Genomic DNA, 21518 nt, shown 5'->3' on the forward strand with positions numbered 1-21518 from the left:
GGCCAGGAGCGGCGCAAGGCCGGCATTCCAGCAACCGCAGCCCGGACCGACCCTGATCCTACCGCGATTCGCGGGAACCCTGGCTCATTCCCCGCCCTCCTCCCCGGCCAACGACCATTCCAGCACCCGGGCGAGGTGGTCGTAAGCCCCATATTTGCTCGCGAATTGCGGATAGGGCCGCGCCGTGTAGGCTGCCTCTCCGGTCATGAACCGGGCCACAAGCCCCCGCAGCCGCTCGGCATGCTCGGCCACGATCGTCGCGACGTCGCGCGCCTCGCCCCGGGGCGGCTTCACCGGCGTCGGGACGAAGGGCTTCCGGCCGCCCGAGGCGTGGACGTAGAGCAGGTCCGGCGTCGCCTTCACGGCCGGCAGATCCGCGAAGGCGCCGTGCATCAGCATCGCCGCCTCCAGGGTGAGCTGCGGCGAGAATCCGGAGAAGATCATCTTCGCCGTGGGCGGCGCGCCGGTCTTGTAATCGACGATGCAGGCGGTGCCGTCCGGGCGCAGCTCGATCCGGTCGGCCCTGGCGCGCAGCGTGAAGGTCTCGCGACCCATCGGGATCACCCAGCGCCCGGAGACCTCCGGGTAGACCCGGGTCAGGCCGGGCCGGCGCTGCGCCTCCCATTCGAGATAGGATGAGGCCATGCGCTCGTAGCGCGGCCACCACTCGGCGTAGAGATTCGGGTACTCCGCCTCGATATCGGCGAAGGCGTTCACGGCCAGGTTCAGCAGCCGCTCCGCCGAATCCGGCGGCAGGTCCTTGGGATGGCGGCTGGCAAATTCCGCGAAGACGTCGTGCACCAGCGAGCCGCGTGTAGCGACGCCCGGCGCCGCAGCCAGCGGATCGAGCGGGTCGAGCCCGAGGACGTGGCGGGCGAAGATGCTGTAGGGATCGCGCACCAGCGTTTCGATCTCGGTGACGCTGAGCGAGCGCGGGAACAGGGCCGGGTCCGGCTTCGGTGCCGGCCGCTTCAGGCGCGGCTCCGGCGGCGCCGCGTCGAGGCGGGCCGCGAGGGCGGTGAACCGGCGCCCCGCCTCCAGGACCGTCTCCCAACGGGAATCGCCCGAGAGCGCGCGCAGGCGCTGGATCAGGCGCGACGGCACGGTCGGCGCGCCCTCGCGCTTCAGCGCCCGGGTGATCACCGCATCCCGGCAGCCGAGCGCCTGCACGAAGTCGTGGGCCATCTGGCCGATGCGGCGCTCGGGCGGGTTGAGGCCCACCCGCTCGCGCATCGGCCGGTTGAGGAACGAGTCGGTCAGCGTGCGCACCGGCCAGACGCCCTCGTCCAGCCCGCCGAGCACCACGCGGTCCACCGACAGGAGTCGCGCCTCCAGAAGGCCGAGGATGCGCAGCCGCGGATGCGGCGCCTCACCGGTGCAGGCGACAGTGCGCTCCCGGGCGAGCGACGTGAAGAAGGTGGCGTAATCGTCGAAGCGCCCCGGCATGAGGCCCGGCTCGGCCATCTCCAGGTCGTCGAACAGGGCGTCGAGGCAGGACAGGGACCCGTCCATCTCCGTCTCGGGCGCGTCCTCCGGCCCGGCGATCAGCCGGTCGCAGGCCTCCCGGTGGCGTGTGGCCGTGGTGACGAGGTCGCACTCGCCCGCCCCGTCCGGACCCGGGAAATCCCGGAAGACCAGATCCAGCCGGTCGAGCAGCTCCGCGGCCAGCGCCCAGTCGATGTCCTTCAGGCGGCGCTTGGCTCGGGGCCGATGCTCGGGCGGTCCGGCACGCTCGGCCGCGAGGGCGTTGCGCAGGCCGCCGAAGCCGGGGGCCGGGACCGGGCCGCGCAGCAGCCCGATCTCCAGGGCCGCGGCGCCCCGGACCACGTCCGGACGCGTCAGGCCGAGATGGACCATCGGGTGCGACAGCAGCGCGATCAGCCGCGCCGGGATCGCGTCCGCCTGGTTGCGGGCGAGGTCGGCGGCGAGTTCCGCCGCGAGCCGGGCGAGCCGCCCGGCCGGGCTGCCGGCGAGCGCCAGCCCGGCGGAATCCTCGGCCACGATGCCCCAGCGCAGCAGCTCGACGGCGACCCGGCCGGCAAGCCCCCGGTCGGGGGTGATCAGGGCCACGGTGGCGCCGGGATTCTGCAGGGTCTCGCGCAACGCCAGCGCCGCGACCAGGGCCTCCTCGCGCTCGTCGGCGGCCTCGGCCAGCGCCAAGCCGTCGAGACCGCACCGCGCGATCGTGTCGCGCTCGGCCGGATCGAGGGCGGCCCAGGCGTCGGTGGTGTCGGCCGGCCGCAGAGCCTGCGACAGGAGCGCGGCCCGCGCGGCCTGCCCGGCATCGGGCTCGCCGAGGGCGACGATCTTCGTGCGGCTCAGGTTGAGATTCTCCGGGCCCAGCAGCCGGTGCAGCACCGCCTGCGGGTGGCCGTGGGCGATGACGCGGGAAAAGCCCTCGCCGGTGTCGATGCCGTCCCAGCCGGCGGCGTCGAGATCGAGGTCGAGTCCGGGCAGCACCACGGCGCCCCGCGACAGCTTGGCCACGGCCGCGATGAGGCGGGCGGTGGCGGGCACGGAGCCCAGCGAGCCGGCGACGATCACCGGATCCGGGGTCGCGCCGCGCGACAGGCGCCGCTCCTCGGCGAGGATGAGGCCACGGGCGCGGGCGACCGGATCGGCGAGGCCCCGCTCTGCCAGGAGCTTCGGCCAGTTCTCGGCGGCGATCTTCACGAAGTCGAGGGTCAGGCCGAAATAGCGGGAATACTCGGCCTCGACGGCCGCGCCGATCTCCGACCAGGGCAGGCCCTCGACGGTCAGCGCATCCATCAGCCGTTCGAGATCGCCGGCGAGGCCGACCGCGTCGGCGGGGGAGGACGGCACGAGGAACGGCACCTCGGCATCAAGCGGCAGCAAGGTCCGGTCGACGCTCTTGGCCCAGGCCTGGACGAGTCGGGCCAGGATCAGCCGGCGCTCCAGCGGCGGCATCGGGACGCTCAGGGGGTCGGCATTCTCCTCCAGGAGCGGCTCGGCGGCGAGGTCGAGTTCCGCCTCGTCGGCCTCGCCGAGGGGGATCATCCGCGGCAGCAGGGTGGCTTGCCCGGGTGCGTCCCGGCCGAGCCTCTCGGCCAGGATCGCGCCGAGGGCCCGGGCCGCGCGGCGGGTCGGCAGGTAGATGGTGACGGCGGCGAGCGCCAGCGGGTCGTCCGCCACCGGCCCGACGAGCCGGCCGGAGAGCAGCGCCTCGGCGAGCGTCGGCAAAAACGGGGCGCCGCGGGAGACGGTGAAGACGGCCTGTCGGGGGGGCATGGTCGGGCTTCTACGCCCGCGCGTGGGTTCCGGACAGGGGGCGATGGGCCGCTGGCGCGATCCGGACGCCTCATCACGCGCTCCCCTCCCCTCTGTGCGGGAAAGAGAGCGGCGCGCTCAGGCGATGCCTTTACCCGCGCGCCCCCGCGGCGGCGCCGTAGCCGGCGCGGCGGCCGAAAACGACGCCGGAGGTCAGCCCCGAGCCGCCCGGATAGCCGTTGAAGAACACGCCGCCCACCATCTCGCCGCAGGCGTAGAGGCCGGGGATCGTGCTGCCGTCCGCGCGCTTGACGCCGCCGTCGTCGCCGACCTCGACGCCCCCGTAGGTGAACGTGATGCCGCCGGTGACCGGATAGGCCTTGAACGGCCCGGTCGCGATCGTCTGCGCCCAGTTCGACTTCGGCAGAGCGAGCCCCTTGGTGCCGCGCCCGTCCTTCACGGTCGGGTCGAAGGGCACGCTCTCGTCCACGGCAGCATTGAAATCCGCGATGGTGCGCTTGGCCGCCGCGCGGTCGATGCCCTCGAGCTTGTCGAGGAGCCCGTCCAGCGTGTCGGCCTCGACGAAATGCGCGTCGTGGAACCGGTACTCGCTGTAGAGCAGGTGATCGACCTTGGCGTCGAAGATCTGCCACGCCACGTGTCCGGGCTGCTCCATGATCGAGCGGCCGAACTGGGCGTAGGTGTAGTTGCGGAAATTCTTGCCCTCGTCGACGAACCGCGCGCCGTTCGCGTTCAGCATCAGGCCCAGGAAGTAGCAGATCTTCCGGTAGTGCTTGCGCTCGCCGTGCGGCAGGTCGAGGTTGCCGTAATCGGGGGTGTGCAGGTCCATCGGCGTCGCGTGGCAGCCGCCGTAGAAGCCGTGGGCCTTCGCCCCGAGGTCCAGAGCCATCTGGAGCCCGTCGCCCTGGTTGTGGGGGGTGCCGCGGACCCGGGCCTTGTCCCAGCCTTCGCCGATGAAGCGCGTGCGCAAGGCGGCGTTCGACTCGAAGCCGCCGCAGGCGAGCACGACGGCCTTGGCGCGGAACGCGCTCTGCGGCGTCTCCACGCCGACGACGTGTCCGTCCTCGACGATCAGGCCGGTGGCCGGACAGCCGTAGCGGATCTCACCGCCGGCCCTGGTGAAGGCTTCCAGCTCCGCCCGGGCGAGGCCGAAGCCCTCGTCGTGGGTGGCGAGCGTCAGGCCGCCCCAGAACACGAAGCGGCCGTCCTTCTCGAACGATTGCCGGGAATAGATCGGCTCGAACTTCACCCCTTGCGTCGCGAGCCAGCGCAGGGCCGCGCCGCTCTCGTCGATCAGGATGCGCTGCTCGCGCGACAGCGGCCGCCCATCGTTGAAGCCGAGCAGGTCCTCCTCGAACTGCTGCGCTGTGTAGGCGCCGAAATCGGTGCGGGGCAGGCGCGGATCCTCAGGGTCGACCAGCAACGGGACCAGATCGTCGTTGCCCGCGTAGACGAAGCGCATGGCGCCGGCCGTGTAGGCGGTATTGCCGCCGGCCAGATCCCGCCCGGCCTTCTCGACCATCAGCACCGAGGCGCCACGTTCCAGGGCGGCGAGGCCAGCGCTCATGGCGGCATTGCCGGACCCGACCACCACCACATCCCAATGCGCATCGCCCGGACGCTGCATCCCCGTCTCCTCGCCGTTCATCATCGTATGGACGATTGTATACCTCTGCATGCAATTTGTCGCAAGCGTTCCGGGCAGCCGCATTTCGGGCTATGGCCCGGTCGAGGAGATCCTGGGATGAAGGCGAGCGAGTCGGAGCGCTCCAGCGGCGCCGGCGCCTATGAACGGCTGCTGCGGGCCATCGAGGACGGCGAGCTGGTGCCCGGCAGTCGCTTACGCGAGGCCGAACTCGCCGAGCGGTTCCAGATCAGCCGCACCCCGGTGCGCGAGGCGCTCGGGCGGCTGGAGGCGCAGGGCCTCGTCGCGCACGAGCCGCACCGGGGCGCCAGCGTGGCGCAGCTCGATTACGGGCAGGTGAGCGAACTCTACGACCTGCGCGAGGTGCTGGAGGGGACGGCCGCGCGTCTCGCGGCGATCCACGCCAGCGCGGTCGAGACCGAGATCCTGGAGGAGATGGTCGCCCGCGACCGGACGCTGCTGGGCGACGCGCCGGCGTTGGCGCGGACCAACCGCCTGTTCCACCGGCAGATCCACGGGGCGGCACGCAACCGCTTCCTGCAGAGCACGCTGGAGACGATGCGCCTGTCGCTGGTGCTGCTGCCGGGCGCGACGACCCTGGCGGCGCCGGATCGCGCCGCCGAATCCCTGGCGGAGCACGCGGCGATCGTGGCGGCGATCCGCGCTCATGACGGGGACGGCGCCGAGGCCGCGGCCCGGGCGCATATCCGGGCCGCCTTCAAGGCCCGGATCCGGATCTGGCAGGAGGGGTGAGCGGCGCCGGCCCTCAGGCGTGAGCCGGAACGCGCTGCACGCCCGGGCGGCCCCGGAACAGGGCGAGCGTCGCGACGATGCCGCAGGCCGCCGCCGCCATGAGCCAGTAGCTCGGCGCCGCGCGGTCGCCGGTCCTCTCGATCAGGTAGGTCGAGACCATCGGTGTGGCGGTGCCGAACAGCGCGGTGGCGAGGCTGTAGGCCAGGGAGAAGCCGCTGGCCCGCACATGGGCCGGCACCACCTCGGAGAGCGAGACGACCATCGCGCCGTTATAGACGCCGAAGAAGAACGAGAACCACAGCTCGACGGCGAGCATCTTGCCGAAGGTCGGGTCGGCCACCAGCCAATGCAGGGCCGGGTAGGTCGTCAGCAGCGACAGGGTCGAGATCGTCAGCAGCACCGGCTTGCGCCCGATCGCGTCCGACAGGGCCCCGCCCACGGGCAGCCAGATGAAGTTGGTGATCGCCACGAAGAGCGTCACGATCAGGCTGTCGGTCTCGGTAAGCTTGAGGACGTTCTTGCCGAAGGTCGGAGTGTAGACGGTGATCATGTAGAAGGTCACCGTCGTCATCGTGGTCAGCATCATGCCGAGCAGCACGATCCGCCAATTGGCGGCCACCGTGGTCAGGATCTCGCGCGTGGTCGGATGGCGGGTCCGCTTGGCGAAGTCCTGCGTCTCCTGGAGCGAGCGCCGGATGAAGAAGATGAACGGCACGATCAGGCATCCGATGAGGAACGGGATGCGCCAGCCGAAATCGCCGATCTGCTGCTTGGTCAGGTACGCGTTCAGCCCGTAGCCGATCAGGGCGGCGAACATGATCGCCACCTGCTGGCTGGCCGACTGGAATGAGGTGTAGAAGCCGCGCCGGCCTGGTGTGGCGATCTCGAACAGGTAGATCGACACGCCGCCGATCTCCACGCCGGCCGAGAAGCCCTGCAGCAGGCGACCCGCGAGGACGATCAGCGGCGCCGCAAGGCCGATGGTGTCGTAGCTTGGGCAGAAGGCGATCAGCACCGTGCCGCTCGCCATGATCGCCAGGGTGATGATCAGGCCCTTCCGGCGGCCGATCCGGTCGATATAGGCGCCCAGCACGATCGCCCCGAGCGGCCGCATCAAGGCGCCCAGCCAGAAGGTGCCGAAGGTCAGGAGCAGCTCGGTGGTCTCGTTGCCCGAGGGGAAGAACGCCCGCGCGATGTAGGTGGCGTAGAACCCGAACAGGAAGAAGTCGAACATCTCCAGGAAGTTGCCACTCGTCGAGCGGAGGATCGCACCGATCCTGGACTTCAGCGTGGCCTCGACGGCCCCCGGATCACCGGCCATGACCAACTTCTCCCTGGATGCCCGTCAGGCACCGATCCACTTCATGGCGACGATGGTTCCGGTCACGGTGAGGGCACCGCCGATCCGGGTGGCGATCTGCGCGAAGGGCATCAACGCCATGCGGTTGGCCGCGGTGAGGATCGCCACGTCGCCGGTGCCGCCCTGACCGCTGTGGCAAGCGTTCACGATCGCGGTCTCGATCGGATACATGCCGAGCCAGCGCCCGACGAAGAAGCCCGTCACCATCAGCGTCGCCACGGTCGACACGATGGTGATCAGGTTCACCAGGGTGAAGGCGGCCATCAGCTCGTGCCAGGGCGTCAGCGCGACGCCGATGGCGAAGAGCAACGGGTAGGTCATCGAGACCTGCACGAACTTGTAGACCACGAATCCGCCGGCCTGGAGATGGGGCGATACCGCGCTGGTGAGCTTGGCGAAGACCGCCAGGAACAGCATCGCCACGGGCGCCGGCAGGCCGACGAGGTGGTGGGCCATGACACCGAGCAGGTAGAGGGTGATCGCCGTGAGCCCGGCCGCCCCGATCGTGGCGGGGTCGATCTGGCCCTTCGCCGCCTCGGCCCTGGCCTGCGCGTCGCTCGACGTGATGCCGTCCGAATCGGGCTGGAGCCGGCCCTCGCCGGTGAGGTGGGGATAGCGCTTGCCGACGGAGTTGAGGGTGCCGGAGAAGATGATGGCGGTGAGAGACCCCAGCATCACCGGCGGCAGCACCTGCGCGAAGACCACGCCCTGCTGCAGGCCGAGGATCGCCGCGTAGCCGATGGAGAGCGGGATCGCCCCCTCGCCGACGCCGCCGGCCATGATCGGCACGACGATGAAGAAGAACGTCTTGTAGGGGCCGAGGCCGAGGAGCGTGCCGACCAGAGTGCCGACCAGGGCCGCCGCCACGGAGCCGAGGGCGAGCGGCGCGAAGATCTTCAGGAAGCCCTTGATCAGGACCTCGCGGTCCATCCCGAGGATCGAGCCGACGATGATGGTGGCGATGTAGATGTAGAGGAAGTTGGTGAACTTGGTGAAATCGGTGATCGCCTTCACCATCTGCGGCGGCACCAGCGCGTAGTAGACGAGCGCCGAGGGAATGAAGGTCGCGAAGATCGCGCCGGCGCCGATATTCCTCAGGATCGGGATCCGCTTGCCGATCTCCGCGCAGGTGAAGCCGCCCATCACCAGCACGGCGATCATGGTCGGCCCGTCGGGTTTGATCTCGCCCTCCTGAACGAGGACGGTGAGGAGGATCGCCAGCACGACGAAGATCGGCAGCGGTATGATGCCGATCTTGAAGTCGATGAGGCGCCACCAGACATCCGGCCAGAACCGGATTGCGCGCCCTTCATCCGCCCGACGGTCCGCCGGTGACGGAAGGGGGCTCGGCGAAGCGGTGCTGGTCATGGCGTCCCCCGATATCTGACCGCATGCGGGCCGTTGCCGCCCTTCGCCGCGTCCTCGCGGCCGCGTGATGGGCCGCGGTTCGTCGAGTTCCGCACGATCAGCGGAGATAAAGTGACATTCGGCGTATCAGCGGGAACAGGAGGCGGCAACGCGATCCAGGGAACAAAGGGCCCGACCTGTTCCGCGGGCCCGGATTAAAGACCGGTCTCCATCGTTGTCACGGAGCATGAAAAAGAGCCCGGCGCGGTGCCGGGCTTTGAGGGTGTGGCGCACGGAGACAGGCGGCGGGACCGAGGCCCCGCTACCAGTATTGCCGATCAGAAGTCGCGCTGGACGCGGACGCGGACCATCGAAGCCGAGTCCTGGGTCGCGGTGCGCGGCACGAAGGTGCCGTTGTTGATGCCGGCGACATTGGAATAGGCCGTCGGGCTCTTGTCGGTGTCGATCGCCCGGCCGTTCTTCAGGCCGATCTGCGTGTAGAAAGCCTCCACGCCGATGTCGAGATCCTTGACCGGCGACCAGATCACGCTGCCGCCCGCCACGAACTGGTAGGTGTCGCGCAGGGCCTGGCTGAGCTGGTAGAACCGCGTGCCGGGTACGCCGACGGCGTTGGAGCCGAAGGCATTGGCGCCGTTCGGGTTCACGAGATTGAAGATCGCGCCCTGGGCCCGGCGCGCGCCCTGCGAGAAGCTCTGCTCGCCGTAGGAGCCGAAGAAGGCCGAGCGCCATTCCGGCGACCAGTAGTGCAGGTACGCCGCCGTAGCGGTGAAGCTCTGCGAGGTCTGCAGCTGGCCGGTGAACGGATTGATCGTCGCATCCGCGAAGTACTGGGCGAACTTCTGCCCCTGGATGGTCCCCGTGCTCTGCGTGTACGAGCCGCTGTAGGCGGAGTACCCGGTATAGAGCTGCGCGCCTTCGCCGTAGGCCCCCTGGAGGTAGAGGGCATCGCCCGGCGCGACGAAGGGCGCGTTGACCTTCAGGCCGCCCTGAACGGCCCAGCCCAGCACGCTGTTGGTGTGCGGGAGGCTGAGGTTCGAGCCGCTGCCGGTCCCGGCGCCGTTGCCGACATTGCCGACGTTCAGCTCGTGCGAGGCGGCCGACAGCTGGGCGGAGCCCCAGGCCTGGTCGAGACGCAGGGCGCCGACGAAGTCGGGCAGGCGCTCCCGCTGGATCGCGTCCACGAAGCCGTACCGCGACGGGACGGCGTTGGTGTAGCCGATGAAGACCGGCACCGGCGCGTTCGACTGGGCGAAGTTCGCGAGGTTGGTGTTGACCGTGACACCCGCCGGGTTGACCGTCGGGGAGAAGATCGGCGTGCGGCGGAAGACCGGGTCTTCGATCGACAGCGTGGCGGACAGGCCGTTGCCGAACGTCGCCGTGTAGGCGAGCAGGTTGGTGGAGGCGTTGTCCGAGCCGAGCGTGGCGCCGCTCAGCTCGAAATCGTGGGCGTAGAAATCGAAGAACGAGGAGGCGCGACCGGCGGTCAGGCCCGCGAACTGGATGAACGCCTTGTCGACGTTGGCGAATTGCTGGTCGCGGCCGAAGCTGTCGATGCCGAGGCCGGGATAGGCCTGGCCGATGCGCTGCTGGGTGCCGGACTGACCGATGCCGGCGTAGCCGGTGCGGGCGCCGGCATCGAGGCGCACGAAGGCGCGCAGGGTGCCGTAGCCGGTCTGGGTGCGGGCATCGAGGTTGATGCGCAGGCGGCCCTGGTAGCCCGACGTGTCGCCGTTGCCCGTGCCGTTCTGGCGCGAATAGCTGGCCTGGTAACCGCCCTCGAACCGCGCACGTCCCGAGATCCGCAGGCAAGTATCTGTGCCGGGGATGTAGAAGAAGCCGGCGCCGTACGCACCGCAGACGCGGACGTATTCGATCGGGACCGCCTTCTTGGCTGGCAGATCGGCGGCGTGCGCAGCGCCCATGACGGCGAACGCGGCTGCGGACCCCAGCAACGATGATCTCAGCAATGTCATCGATGTCTCCGAAATTGAAAGCTCAAAACTCGCAAACGGCAGACGCAATCCGATCACGCCAAGAACAACTTGCGCCTTATACGCATAGCTTTATCATGCTCTGGCTTGCTTCAGCGATCTTGATGCCCTTTCGCCTGACGACACTGTGATTCATCTTCGGCGTAGGCAACAAGGATCTAATGTTTTGCAAGCCGTTCAATGTCTATGTTGTAAGAGCACAACAGTTTCAATAGACATTGTCGACAACGGCTAATCACATACTGTTTTATAGATCTATCTCGAATATCTAATAGGTTATAAATCTAGTTTTATCTCAAAATACAAAGATTGGTCTTCATGGGACAAAGACGGCCCATCGGGGGCGGCCCAGGAATCTCCTCGGAGAGGCCGCGTCCGGCCCGTGAGGCATGGATAGCCGCGACCAAAGCCGGCGCGTGGCAGCGTAGGGGATCCCGGCAGCCGGATAACGATTCGGGGCACCAGCGGCGTGGGTCCGGTTCGCAGACCCGAATCCGGGACTCGATGGCCGGGTCAGGTTCGCGCAGGCTCGGCCGGGATCAATGGCCCCGACCGGATCCGGAAGTCGGGGCCGTGCGGCGCGGCGCTGCACCCCGCATGCGACGATCCCGGGGGCGCGGCGCCTCCCAGGCACCGGCTCAATCACCGACCAGCCGAGAGGCCGGCCCGCTCACAGTCGGCCGCAGCGCCGCCCTGCCGGGCCGCCTTCGGCCGCGACCCCACGAGAGCGGCCGGGCGCGGGGCGGCAGCGCAGGGGCACCGCCGGCCGGAGGCCCGCTCGATCCGGAGGCGGGCAGCGCGATGCCTCAGGCGTCCAGGCCCACCGACAACAACGAAAAAGGCCCGGCCGAAGCCGAGCCTTGAGGTCTCTGAAGCACGGGGACCGGCGCTGAGGCCGAAGCCCCGGCGCCAGTGATTTGGCTTAGAAGTCGCGCTGGACGCGGAAGCGGAAGGTGGACACGCTGTCCGCCGTCGTGGTCCGCGGCACGAAGGTGCCGTTGTTGATGCCGGCGACGTTCGCGTAGGCGGTCGGGCTCTTATCCTTGTCGATCACGCGGCCGTTCTTGACGCCGATCTGGGTGTAGAAGCCCTCGACACCGATATCGAGATCCTTGACCGGCGACCAGATGATGCTGCCGCCCGCCACGAACTGGTAGGTGTCGCGCAGCGCCTCGCTGAGCTGGAAGAACCGGGTCCCCGGCGCGCCGACGGCGTTGGTGCCGAAGGAGTTGGCGCCGGCCGGGTTGGCCAGTGCGAAGGCTGCGCCCTGAGCCAGACGGGCACCGCTGCGGAAATCCATTTCGCCGTACGACCCGAAGAAGGCCGAACGCCATTCCGGCGACCAGTAGTGCAGGTAGGAGGCCGTCACGGTGAAGCTGGTGGACTGCTCCAGCTGGCCGGTGAACGGGTTCACCGTCGCGTCGTTGAAGTACTGGTTGAACTTCTGGCCCTGGATCGTGGCCGCGTTCTGCGAGTAGGAGCCGCTGAACGCGGAGTAGCCGGTGTAGAGCTGCGAACCGGAGCCGTAGGCACCCTGCAGGTAGAGGGCATCGCCCGGGGCGATGAACGGCGTGTTGATCTTCAGGCCGCCCTGAACAGCCCAACCGTAGGAGTTGTTCGTGTGCGGGATGCTGATGTTCGAACCCGTGCCGGTGCCCGCGCCGTTGGCGACGTTGCCGACGTTCAGCTCGTGCATCGCAGCCGAGACTTGAGCCGAGCCCCAGGCCTGATCGAGGCGCAGCACGCCGACGACGTCCGGGATGCGCGAGCGCTGGATCACGTCGACGAAGCTGTACCGGGTCGGCACGCCGTTGGTGTAGCCGATGAAGACCTCGGCCGGCGAGTTCGTCTGAGCGAAGTTCGCGATCGACGCGTTGTTGGTGATGCCCGCCGGATTGTTGGTCGGCGAGAAGATCGGGCTGCGGCGGAAGACCGGGTCTTCGGCCGAGATCGTGGCGGAGAAGCCGTTGCCCAACGTCGCCGTGTAGGCGAGCAGGTTGGTGGAGGCGTTGTCCGAGCCCAGCGTGGCGCCGGCGAATTCGAAGTCGTGGGCGTAGAAGTCGAAGAACGAGGAGGCGCGACCGGCGGTCATGCCGGCGAACTGGATGAACGCCTTGTCGACGTTCACGAATTGCTGGTCACGGCCGAAGCTGTCGATGCCGAGGCCCGGGAAGGCCTGGCCGATGCGCTGCTGGGTGCCGGAGGTGCCGACGCCGGAATAGCCGGTGCGGGCGCCGGCATCGAGACGGACGAAGGCGCGCAGGGTGCCGTAGGCGGTCTGGGTGCGGGCATCGAGGTTGATGCGCAGGCGACCCTGGTAGCCCGACGTGTCGCCGACGTTCGTGCCGTTCTGGCGCGAGTAGCTGGTCATGTAGCCGCCCTCGAACCGGGCGCGGCCGGAGAGACGCAGGCAGGTGTCGGTGCCGGGAATGTAGAAGAAGCCGGCGCCGTACGCGCCGCAGACGCGGACGTATTCGATCGGGACCGCCTTCTTGACCGGGAGGTCGGCGGCATGAGCAGCACCCACCGCCGCGAACGCAGCAGCAGACCCGAGCAATGAGCTCTTCAAGAGCTTCATAGACATCTCCAAAGCTTCGAGACCCAATGATGCGGACGTGCCCGGTTATCCGGGTCTAGCCGCACGTTCTGTAGGTTTGGCCCGCGTCTTAAGTGGCAGGCTCCTGCGGGCTCTCGCTTGGCGATGCCCCCGTGCACGATCACCATGTGCGAACGGGTTTCCGCGAGCAACGAGGATTCGCGGCCGCCTTGGCAGTTCCAGCCTGATGTTGCGGCCTGGCAACATTCTGAGGACGATTTAGTCGGCAAGGGTTCGCCGAATGCGCACGAATGCTGTCCTGAGCGGCGGATGTGCCGCTTCGACGGGCAGCGCCTCGCGGAGTTCGATTCCGGCGGGCGCGGCACACGACCCTTCCGGCGATTCGTCCGCGGGGCGGCGCCGGTCGGCCGCCCCGCGGACACGGCGTGAGAGCCGTCTCACATGGGCGGCGTCAGGCCATCCTTGCCGACGGCGACGCGCCGGGCGGTCAAGCGGCCGTCATTCCCGCGCGCGGCGAGCACGAAGACCTTGGCGCCGGGGGCGAGGGCCGCGGCGCTGGCGGGCTCGAAGCTGACGACCGGCGCCTGCGGTGGCACCAGGATCTGAAGGGACTGGCCCTTGCCGTAATCGACCGTGAGGGTCCGCTCCGCCCCGCCGCTGCTGGCCTTCACGGTCCCATTGGTCATCGCGCTCTTCACGCGGGGCGCGTCCGCCGCGGTCGAGCGCATGTCCGACTTCACGGTGCCGTTGGTCATGGCGCTCTTCACCGGTGCGCCCCCCGCCGTGTGGTCGGGGATCATGTCCCAGTCGTAATGCCCCTCGCCGGTGCCGCGCATCGCCTCGGGGAACAGCAACACTTCCAGCGCCACCGGCGGCTCGCCCTTCGTGGCGGTGCCGATGAAGACGCCGTCCTTGATCGCATCGAGGCTCGACGGGACGACCCATGAGACCTTCGCGTCGGGGGCGAGCGCCAGGGATTCCGACGCGCCGTCGCGCGTCTTCAGGGTGAAGCCGCCGCCCGCCACCGCCTCGACGGTCCCACGCAGGCGCTCGACCTGCGGAGCCGCCTGCGCACCGGTGGTGACGGCCAGCAGGCTCATCAGGGCGAGCGTCGTGAACTTTGCCATGGTGGGTCCTCTTCTTGCCGCCGGGATTGCTGCGACCGGCGGGACGTGGGGCGGGATGCGGCGCGGTCAGCCCCGGGGGGCTGTGACATCGCAACCGGATATCGCGCCCGGCCCCCGGCCGGTTACGCGTCCCCGGCCTGCCCCAGCCGGCCGAGGAACGGGGCCGCCGCCGCTTCCGCGGCCGCCTCGACGGCCCGGTACCGGGCGACCACGTCGGCCCCGAAGGCCGAGAGACGGGCGCCGCCTCCGGCCCGTCCGCCGGTCTGCGCCTCGACCACCGGCCGGCCGAAGCCGGTATTCATCGCCTCGACCAGCAGCCATGCGCGCCGGTACGACATGCCGAGCGCGCGGCCGGCGCCCGCGATGGAACCGTGCTCGGCGATCATCTCCAGAAGGCGCACCTTCCCGGGACCGAGGCGATGCCCCGGCCCGAGATCGATGCGGATACTCAGGCGCGGTGCCGTGCCGGCGGCGGAGGCCCGCCCCCGGAGCGGGTCGGCGGAAGCGCTCAGGCCGGAAGCGCCAGCAGGGCGAAACCGGCCGCGGCGAGTCCGGCACCGAGGGCCGGCGCCGCCCGCGTCACTCCGATCCGCGTCGTCGCGAGGCCGAGGCCGATCCCGGCGGCGTGCAGGAGCGCGGTGGCCGCGAGGAACCCGAGGCCGAAGGACAGGCCGGAGGCGGTCTCCGGCATCTCGGCCCCGTGGGCGAAGCCGTGGAACACCGCGAAGACGCCGACCAGGGCGGCCAGCAGGGCGACCGGTGCGCGCAGACCGACGATGGCGGCGAGGCCGAACGCGACGATCGACAGGGCGATCCCGACCTCGACATGGGGCAGCGCGACACCGGCCATGCCGAGGCCGGCCCCGACACCCATCAGCGCCAGGAAGGACAGGGGCAGAGCCCAGAGCGCCCGTCCGCCGCGGAGGCTCGCGAGGAGGCCGACCGCCACCATCGCGAGCACGTGGTCCGCGCCCAGCAGCGGATGGAGAAAGCCCGCCTCCGCACCCGTCGCCGGACCGTGGCCCGGATGGGCGAGCGCCGCCTGAGGAAGGAGGATGAGCGCGGCCGGCAGGAGCGCCAGAGGCGCGGCGGAGCGGAAGGAGAGCAGACGCTTCATCGGAGATCCTTGGCTGGGGCTGCGAAGATGTAGCGCCGTTCCGCCTCTGCCGCGAGGGGCTGGCGGCGGATGATCGCCGGCCGCCCTCCCGGCAGAGGCGCGGCCCTCCGGCTCAGGACGGATCGGGCCGATGCGTCAGAACGCCATCGCCTCGTGGACCGCACTCGGCGCGAACGGCTCCGCGAAGGCGGCTCCGACACCGTGGGTGAAGTGGCGCATCACCGTCGCGGATTTCTGCCCGACCTGGATCATCGCGCCGATCTCCAGCTCTTGGTCTACGAGCAGGGCAATGCCGGAGGCCGAGACGTTGAGGACATGCCCCAGGAAGGCCTGGCCCGACGCCGTCGTGATCTGGACGATCTTCTGCTTCGGCACGATCCGCCGGTGTGCCCGGATCGGCTCAGGCTGCAGGTCCTGGGCCCGCGCCAGCGTCACGAACTGGCGGGCGAGTTCGGCGAGGGTCGCGCGGCCGCCCCGGACGCTGACGATGAATTCCTGGCCGGCCGCGCGGGCGATGCGCGCTTCGAGCGTCCCGACATGGCGGATGCTGCAGGTGAGATCCTCACCCGCCGCCAGCAGCGAGGAGGAGCGGAAGCGGATGCCCTCGGTCGAGACATCCGCGGTCACGGCGTAGAAATCGCGGCGCCGTTGGTTCCAGCACAACGCAGGCAAGATGACGACGTGCCGCCGGACCATCACACCTGCATCATCAAGAGCAATACCTCAGCCATCTTGTGCGGCCCAAGAATTTTACGGGCTATTCAGGCGATTTGTAAAATTGAACTTATCCCGGCCCTTGTCGAACCCCCTCCGCCGCCCGAGCCGCCGGACCTGATCGGCCCGTGGCGCAAAACTGGATACAAGATGCATCGTGATCGAATGGCACGGATGCTGCCTGGGATTGTGCATGCCACGTGGCCGCGCGACAGTGTCGGGCGCCCGGTGGATCGGCCACGGCCAATCCCTCCCGTCCCTCTCGCCTGCATCCGGACCGGTCTGATGTTGCGTTTCGCCGCCTGTCTCCTCGCCGGGATCGCCCTCACGGCGCCGGCCACCGCGCAGACCCTGCGCTACGGCATGATGGAGGATCCGGACGCCCTCGATCCGACGCTCGCCCGCACCTTTGCGAGCCGGATGGTGTTCGCCGCGCTCTGCGACAAGCTGGTGGATATCGGCCCGGACCTGAAACCGGTCCCGCAGCTCGCCACCTCCTGGGAGCTGTCGCCCGACGAGAAGGCGCTGACCATGCATTTGCGCCCGGGCGTGTTGTTCCACGACGGCGAGAAGCTCGACGCCGCGGCGGCCAAGTTCTCGATCGAGCGCCACAGGACGATGCCGGGCTCGCAGCGCCGCTCGGAGATCGCGCCGATCGACTCGGTGGACGTGGTCGACGACCTCACCGTCCGCATCAACCTGAAGCAGCCCTTCGCGCCGCTGATAGCGCAATTCACCGACCGGGCCGGCATGATGGTCTCGCCGAAAGCCGCCGAGCGCCTCGGCGACAAGTTCGCCTCCGCGCCGGTCTGCGCGGGCCCGTACCGGTTCGTCGAGCGGGTGCCGCAGGACCGGATCGTGGTCGAACGCTTCCCGGAATACTGGAACAAGGACGCGATCCACATCCAGCGGATCGAGTTCCGGCCGATCCCCGACGCCACCGTCCGCCTGACCAACCTGCGCGCCGGACAGCTCGATTTGCTGGAGCGGCTCGCCCCCACCGACGTGCCGCAGGTGAAGCGCGACGCCAAGCTGAAGCTCGACTCGACCTACGAACTCGGCTTCCTGGAGATCCTGCTGAACCCGAACAAGGCCGGGTCCCCGGTGGCCGACCCGAAGGTCCGCGCAGCCCTCGAGGCGGCACTCGACCGCAACGCCATCAACCAAGTGGTCTATAACGGCGAGTTTCTGGCCGGGAACCAGTGGGTCAATCCGAAGAACCCGAACTACGTCGCCGAATACCCGATCCCGAAGCGGGATGTCGCCAAGGCCAAGGCGCTGCTGGCCGAGGCCGGCAAGCCGAATCCGCAGATCACGCTCACCGTGTACGCCGACAGCGACTCGCCGCGCACCGGGCAGGTGATCCAGGCCATGGCCAAGGAGGCCGGCTTCGACGTGAAGATCCAGGCGGTGGACTTCACCACCGCGCTCGATGCCGCCGACAAGGGCAATTACGAGGCGCAGCTCTATTCCTGGAGCGGCCGCTCGGACCCGGACGGCAACACGTTCAGCTTCCTGGCCTGCAAGGCGGCGCTGAACTATCCCAAGTACTGCAGCCCGGAGGCCGACGCGGCGCTCCAGGCCGAGCGCGGCACCGTCGACCCGGCCAAGCGCAAGGCCGCCTGGAAGGCCCTGGCCGATCAGGTCCTGAAGGACCGGCCCGGGATCTACATCCTGCACCGCAAGCTGCTCTGGGCCTACAGCCAGAAGATCACCGGCTTCGTGCCCTATCCGGACGGGCTCGTGCGCTTCACCGGGCTGAAGCTCAACTGATGCTCCGGTTCCTGGCCCGACGCCTTGCTCTGGCGGTCCCGACGCTGATCCTCGCCTCGATGATCATCTTCGCCCTGCAGCAATTGCTGCCGGGCGACGTCGCGACGGCGCTGACCGGCGAGGAGCGCGATCCGCAGGTGATCGCCTTCATCCGCGAGAAGTACCACCTCGATGAGCCCCTGCCGGTGCGCTACGCCTACTGGGCCGGCGGCGTGCTGCGCGGCGATCTCGGCGAGTCGATCCGGCTGCAGAAGCCGGTCTCCGAGCTGATCGTCGAGAAGCTGCCGGTGACGCTGGAACTCGCCTGCCTCGCCATGCTGGTGGCGTTGGCCATCGGGGTGCCCATGGGCGTGCTCTCGGCGGTCAAGCGCGGCCAGGCCGCCGACACGATCGCCAACGGCATCGCCCTGTGGGGCCTGTCGGTGCCGAATTTCTGGCTCGGTATCCTGCTGATCCTGCTGTTCTCGGTGGAGCTCGGCTGGCTGCCGGCCTCCGGCTACGTCTCGCCCTTCGAGAGCCTGTCCGACAACCTCGCCGCCATGGTGATGCCGGCCTTCGTGCTCGGCAACGCCATCGCGGCGGTGATGATGCGCCATACCCGCGCGGCGATGCTGGGCGTGCTCGGCTCCGACTACGTCCGCACGGCCCGCGCCAAGGGCGTGTCGCCGCTGCGGGTGACGTTGCGGCACGCGCTGCCCAACGCAGCGATCCCGATCATCACCCTCGGGGCGCTCGAATTCGGGCAGCTCCTGTCGGGGGCGGTTTTGACCGAGCAGGTCTTCTCCGTGCCGGGCTTCGGCAAGCTGATGGTCGATGCGGTGTTCAACCGGGACTTCGCCACCGTGCAGGGCGTCGTGATCTGCACCGCTGCCACCTACATCGCCCTCAACCTCGCAGCCGATCTCCTGTCGGCGGCCGTGAACCCGAAGCTGAGGCGGGCATGAGCACCGGCAGCGAGATCGCCCGCGCCGAGGCCGTCGGCCTGGAGGCCGCCCCGCCCGGCACCCCCGCCCATGCCATCCTCCAGGAACCCGGCACCCTCGCGGCCTTCTGGCGGCGCCTGCGCGCGCGCCGGAGCGCCGTCGCGGGCCTCGTCATCGTCGGACTGCTCGTGCTGATGGCGGTCTTCGCGCCCTGGATCGCCCCCTATGACCCCACCGCCACCGACTGGGGCAACGTCCGCGGCGCCCCGAGCCTCGCGCATCCGTTCGGCGGCGACGAGGTCGGGCGCGACGTGCTCTCGCGGATCATCTTCGGCGCCCGCGCCTCCCTCGGCGCCGGCCTCGTCTCGGTGGCGCTGGCCGTCTCCCTCGGCCTGCCGCTCGGGCTGCTCGCCGGCTACGCGGGCGGCTGGATCGACGGCGCGATCTCCCGTCTCACCGACGCGCTGCTGGCAATCCCGTTCCTGATCCTCGCGATCGCGCTCGCCGCCTTCCTGGGCCCGAGCCTCGTCAACGCCATGATCGCGATCGGCCTGTCGGCGACGTCGACCTTCATCCGGCTGACCCGGGCGCAGGTGCGCGCCGTGGCGGCGGAGGAGTTCGTCGAGGCTGCGCGCGCCATGGGCAACCCGCCCTGGCGGATCGCCCGGGTTCACATCCTGCCCAACATCGTCCCGGCGATCCTCGTCCAGGCGACGCTGACCATCGCGGCCGCGATCATCGCGGAGGCGAGCCTGTCGTTCCTCGGCCTCGGCCAGCAGCCGCCCGAGCCCTCCTGGGGGGCGATGCTCAACACCGCCAAGAACTTCATGGACGAGGCGCCCTGGATGGCGATCTGGCCCGGCCTGTCGATCTTTCTGGCGGTGCTCGCCTTCAACCTGTTCGGCGACGGCCTGCGGGACGCCCTCGACCCGAGGCAGCGCACATGAAGAAACCGCTTCTCGTAGTCCGCGACCTCGCGGTCGCCTTCGACACTGACGGCGGCGCGGTCCACGCGGTCAACGGCGTCTCCTACACCCTGCACGAGGGCGAGACGCTGGGGATCGTCGGCGAGTCCGGCTCCGGCAAGAGCGTGCACGTGCTCGCCATGCTGGGCCTGATCCCGCGCCCGCCGGGCCGGATCACCGGCGGTCAGGTGCTGTTCGAGGGCCGCGACCTGCTCGCGCTGAAGGAGCGCGAACTCCGAAAGATCCGCGGCGGCGCGATCGGCTTCGTGTTCCAGGACCCGATGAGCTCGCTCAATCCGGGCATGACCGTGGCGGCGCAGATCGTCGAGCCGCTGCGGATCCATCTCGGCCTCGACGCCCGCGCGGCCCGCGCCCGGGCCAGGGAACTGCTCGACCTCGTGCGCATCCCGAACGCGGCTTCGCGCCTCGACCAGTACCCGCACGAATTCTCCGGCGGCCAGCGCCAGCGCGTGATGATCGCCATCGGCCTCAGCTGCCGCCCGAAGCTGCTCATCGCCGACGAGGCGACCACGGCCCTCGATGTCACCGTCCAGGCCGAGATCGTCGCCCTGGTGCAGGAGCTGAAGCGCGAGCTCGGCATGGCGATCATCTGGATCACCCACGACCTCGGCGTGGTGGCGGGAATCAGCGACACCGTCCAGGTGATGTATGCCGGCCGGATCCTGGAGCGCGGCCCGGTCGACGACATCTTCGCCGATCCGCGCAACGCCTACACGCTCGGGCTGCTGCGCTCCCTGCCGGACCTCTCCGGCGGCCGGGCCGGCCGACGCCGCCTGCATCAGATCGAGGGCGCGCCGCCGGACATGCGCCATCTCCCGCCGGGCGATCCCTTCGCGCCGCGCAATGCCTTCGCGACGCCGCGCTGCCGGACCGAGATGCCGCCCCTGGCGCAGGCGCCCGGCGCCGCCCCCGGCCATCTCGTCGCCGCCTGGTACGACTTGCCGAAGCTTCTGGCCGCGGAGGCCGCCCGATGAGCGTTCAGGATTACCCGATCGTCTCGGTGCGCGACCTGTCCAAGCACTACCCCCTCCGCTCGTGGTGGGGCGGCAAGGCATCGGTGTTCCGCGCGGTCGAGGGCGTGAGCTTCGACATACGCCCCGGCGAGACCCTGGGCCTCGTCGGCGAGTCCGGCTCCGGCAAGTCGACCATCGGCCGAGCCGTGACGATGCTCAACCCGCCGACCTCCGGCACCATCGCGTTCGAGGGCACCGACCTCGCCAAGCTCTCGGCCGGCGCCATGCGGAAGATGCGCGCCCGGATCCAGACCGTGTTCCAGGATCCCTACGCGGCCCTCAACCCGCGGATGAGCGCGGGCGACTACGTCGCGGAGGCGTTCAAGCTGCACCGGCGGAGCATGCGCGGCCCGGAGCGGCGGGAGGCGGTAGCGGCTTTGTTCCAGCGGGTCGGGCTCGATCCGCGCTTCATGGGCCGCTACCCGCACCAGTTCTCGGGCGGCCAGCGGCAGCGGATCTGCATCGCCCGGGCGATCGCCCTCAAGCCGAGCTTCATCGTTGCCGACGAGCCGATCGCGGCGCTCGATGTCTCGATCCAGGCGCAGGTGGTGAACCTGCTCCAGGACCTGCAGGACGAGATGGGCCTGTCCTACCTGTTCATCTCCCACGACCTGCGGATGGTGCGCTACCTCTGCCACCGGGTCGCAGTTCTCTGGCGCGGGCGGATCGTCGAGCTGGCCGAGGTCGACGCGCTCTACGCGGATCCGCGCCATCCCTACACGCGCCGCCTGCTCGCCGCGGTGCCAGTGCCGCACCCGGCCGAGGAGCGCGCCCGCCTCGCCGCGCGGGACCTCGCCGGCCACGATCAGCCGCCCGACGGACCGCTCACCGAGGTGGCGCCGGGGCACTGGGTGGCGATGCCGGGCGGCAGCGCTGGTTGAGTAGGACGGCCCCTCTCCTCCCCCTTGCGGGGAGGAGCCGGAGGTGGGGGTGGTTCAGGAT

General features: G+C 69.6%; 16 protein-coding genes. 6 read left to right on the forward strand and 10 right to left on the reverse strand.

Annotated features, from left to right (window positions below; translation table 11 throughout):
- Window positions 1-84 precede the first annotated feature (84 nt).
- On the reverse strand, window positions 85-3249 hold the full coding sequence (gene addB, locus BLT59_RS00255; RefSeq protein WP_091774890.1) for a double-strand break repair protein AddB: 3165 nt from the start codon (window positions 3247-3249) through the stop codon (window positions 85-87).
- A gap of 130 nt (window positions 3250-3379) precedes the next feature.
- The gene (gene tcuA / locus BLT59_RS00260; protein WP_091775683.1) at window positions 3380-4876 is read right to left on the reverse strand and encodes an FAD-dependent tricarballylate dehydrogenase TcuA; all 1497 of its coding nucleotides are present in this window, start codon (window positions 4874-4876) and stop codon (window positions 3380-3382) included.
- A 117-nt stretch (window positions 4877-4993) separates the two neighbouring features.
- On the opposite strand from tcuA, the gene BLT59_RS00265 reads away from it, so the two are divergent.
- Window positions 4994-5647 carry a GntR family transcriptional regulator gene (locus BLT59_RS00265; RefSeq protein ID WP_091774893.1) on the forward strand — a complete coding sequence of 218 codons (654 nt, stop codon included), beginning with the start codon at window positions 4994-4996 and terminating at the stop codon, window positions 5645-5647.
- Between the two features lie 13 nt (window positions 5648-5660).
- Here BLT59_RS00265 and BLT59_RS00270 read toward each other — a convergent pair whose 3' ends face one another.
- From BLT59_RS00270 to BLT59_RS00305, 8 genes are all read right to left on the reverse strand, one after another.
- Complete coding sequence (locus BLT59_RS00270) at window positions 5661-6968, reverse strand: MFS transporter (protein WP_091774896.1); 1308 nt, start codon at window positions 6966-6968, stop codon at window positions 5661-5663.
- A 24-nt stretch (window positions 6969-6992) separates the two neighbouring features.
- Window positions 6993-8375: a 2-hydroxycarboxylate transporter family protein gene (locus BLT59_RS00275; RefSeq protein WP_091774898.1), complete on the reverse strand. Its 1383-nt coding sequence runs from the start codon at window positions 8373-8375 to the stop codon at window positions 6993-6995.
- Between the two features lie 317 nt (window positions 8376-8692).
- Window positions 8693-10348, reverse strand: a complete 1656-nt coding sequence (locus tag BLT59_RS00280) for a porin (RefSeq protein ID WP_091774901.1) — start codon at window positions 10346-10348, stop codon at window positions 8693-8695.
- Window positions 10349-11288: 940 nt separating this feature from the next.
- Window positions 11289-12944: a porin gene (locus BLT59_RS00285; RefSeq protein WP_091774904.1), complete on the reverse strand. Its 1656-nt coding sequence runs from the start codon at window positions 12942-12944 to the stop codon at window positions 11289-11291.
- A 416-nt stretch (window positions 12945-13360) separates the two neighbouring features.
- Window positions 13361-14050, reverse strand: a complete 690-nt coding sequence (locus tag BLT59_RS00290; protein WP_091774907.1) for a metal ABC transporter permease — start codon at window positions 14048-14050, stop codon at window positions 13361-13363.
- 122 nt (window positions 14051-14172) lie between these two features.
- Entirely contained in the window at window positions 14173-14451 is a 279-nt protein-coding gene (locus BLT59_RS00295; protein ID WP_348272277.1) for a winged helix-turn-helix domain-containing protein, read from the reverse strand.
- A 107-nt stretch (window positions 14452-14558) separates the two neighbouring features.
- A complete protein-coding gene (locus tag BLT59_RS00300) occupies window positions 14559-15167 on the reverse strand; it encodes a HupE/UreJ family protein (RefSeq protein ID WP_091774912.1) in 609 nt (202 codons plus the stop codon).
- Between the two features lie 135 nt (window positions 15168-15302).
- The gene (locus tag BLT59_RS00305) at window positions 15303-15794 is read right to left on the reverse strand and encodes a PilZ domain-containing protein (protein ID WP_244513761.1); all 492 of its coding nucleotides are present in this window, start codon (window positions 15792-15794) and stop codon (window positions 15303-15305) included.
- Between the two features lie 372 nt (window positions 15795-16166).
- Here BLT59_RS00305 and BLT59_RS00310 point away from each other — a divergent pair, with 372 nt between their 5' ends.
- Genes BLT59_RS00310 through BLT59_RS00330 form a run of 5 tightly spaced genes read left to right on the forward strand, consistent with a single transcriptional unit; the run spans window position 16167 to window position 21457 of the window.
- A complete protein-coding gene (locus BLT59_RS00310) occupies window positions 16167-17654 on the forward strand; it encodes an ABC transporter substrate-binding protein (protein WP_091774918.1) in 1488 nt (495 codons plus the stop codon).
- Window positions 17654-18598 (forward strand): ABC transporter permease, encoded by a 945-nt coding sequence (locus tag BLT59_RS00315; RefSeq protein ID WP_043760182.1) that lies wholly within the window; start codon window positions 17654-17656, stop codon window positions 18596-18598. Before BLT59_RS00310 ends, BLT59_RS00315 begins: the two co-directional genes overlap by 1 nt.
- Window positions 18595-19524, forward strand: coding sequence for an ABC transporter permease (locus BLT59_RS00320; protein ID WP_091774921.1), 930 nt, complete (start codon window positions 18595-18597; stop codon window positions 19522-19524). Before BLT59_RS00315 ends, BLT59_RS00320 begins: the two co-directional genes overlap by 4 nt.
- Window positions 19521-20537, forward strand: a complete 1017-nt coding sequence (locus BLT59_RS00325; protein ID WP_091774924.1) for an ABC transporter ATP-binding protein — start codon at window positions 19521-19523, stop codon at window positions 20535-20537. The genes BLT59_RS00320 and BLT59_RS00325 overlap by 4 nt, the downstream gene beginning before the upstream one ends.
- The gene (locus tag BLT59_RS00330) at window positions 20534-21457 is read left to right on the forward strand and encodes an ABC transporter ATP-binding protein (RefSeq protein WP_091774927.1); all 924 of its coding nucleotides are present in this window, start codon (window positions 20534-20536) and stop codon (window positions 21455-21457) included. The genes BLT59_RS00325 and BLT59_RS00330 overlap by 4 nt, the downstream gene beginning before the upstream one ends.
- Window positions 21458-21518 lie beyond the last annotated feature (61 nt).

It is taken from the genome of Methylobacterium sp. UNC378MF, assembly GCF_900103195.1.
GTDB lineage: Bacteria > Pseudomonadota > Alphaproteobacteria > Rhizobiales > Beijerinckiaceae > Methylobacterium.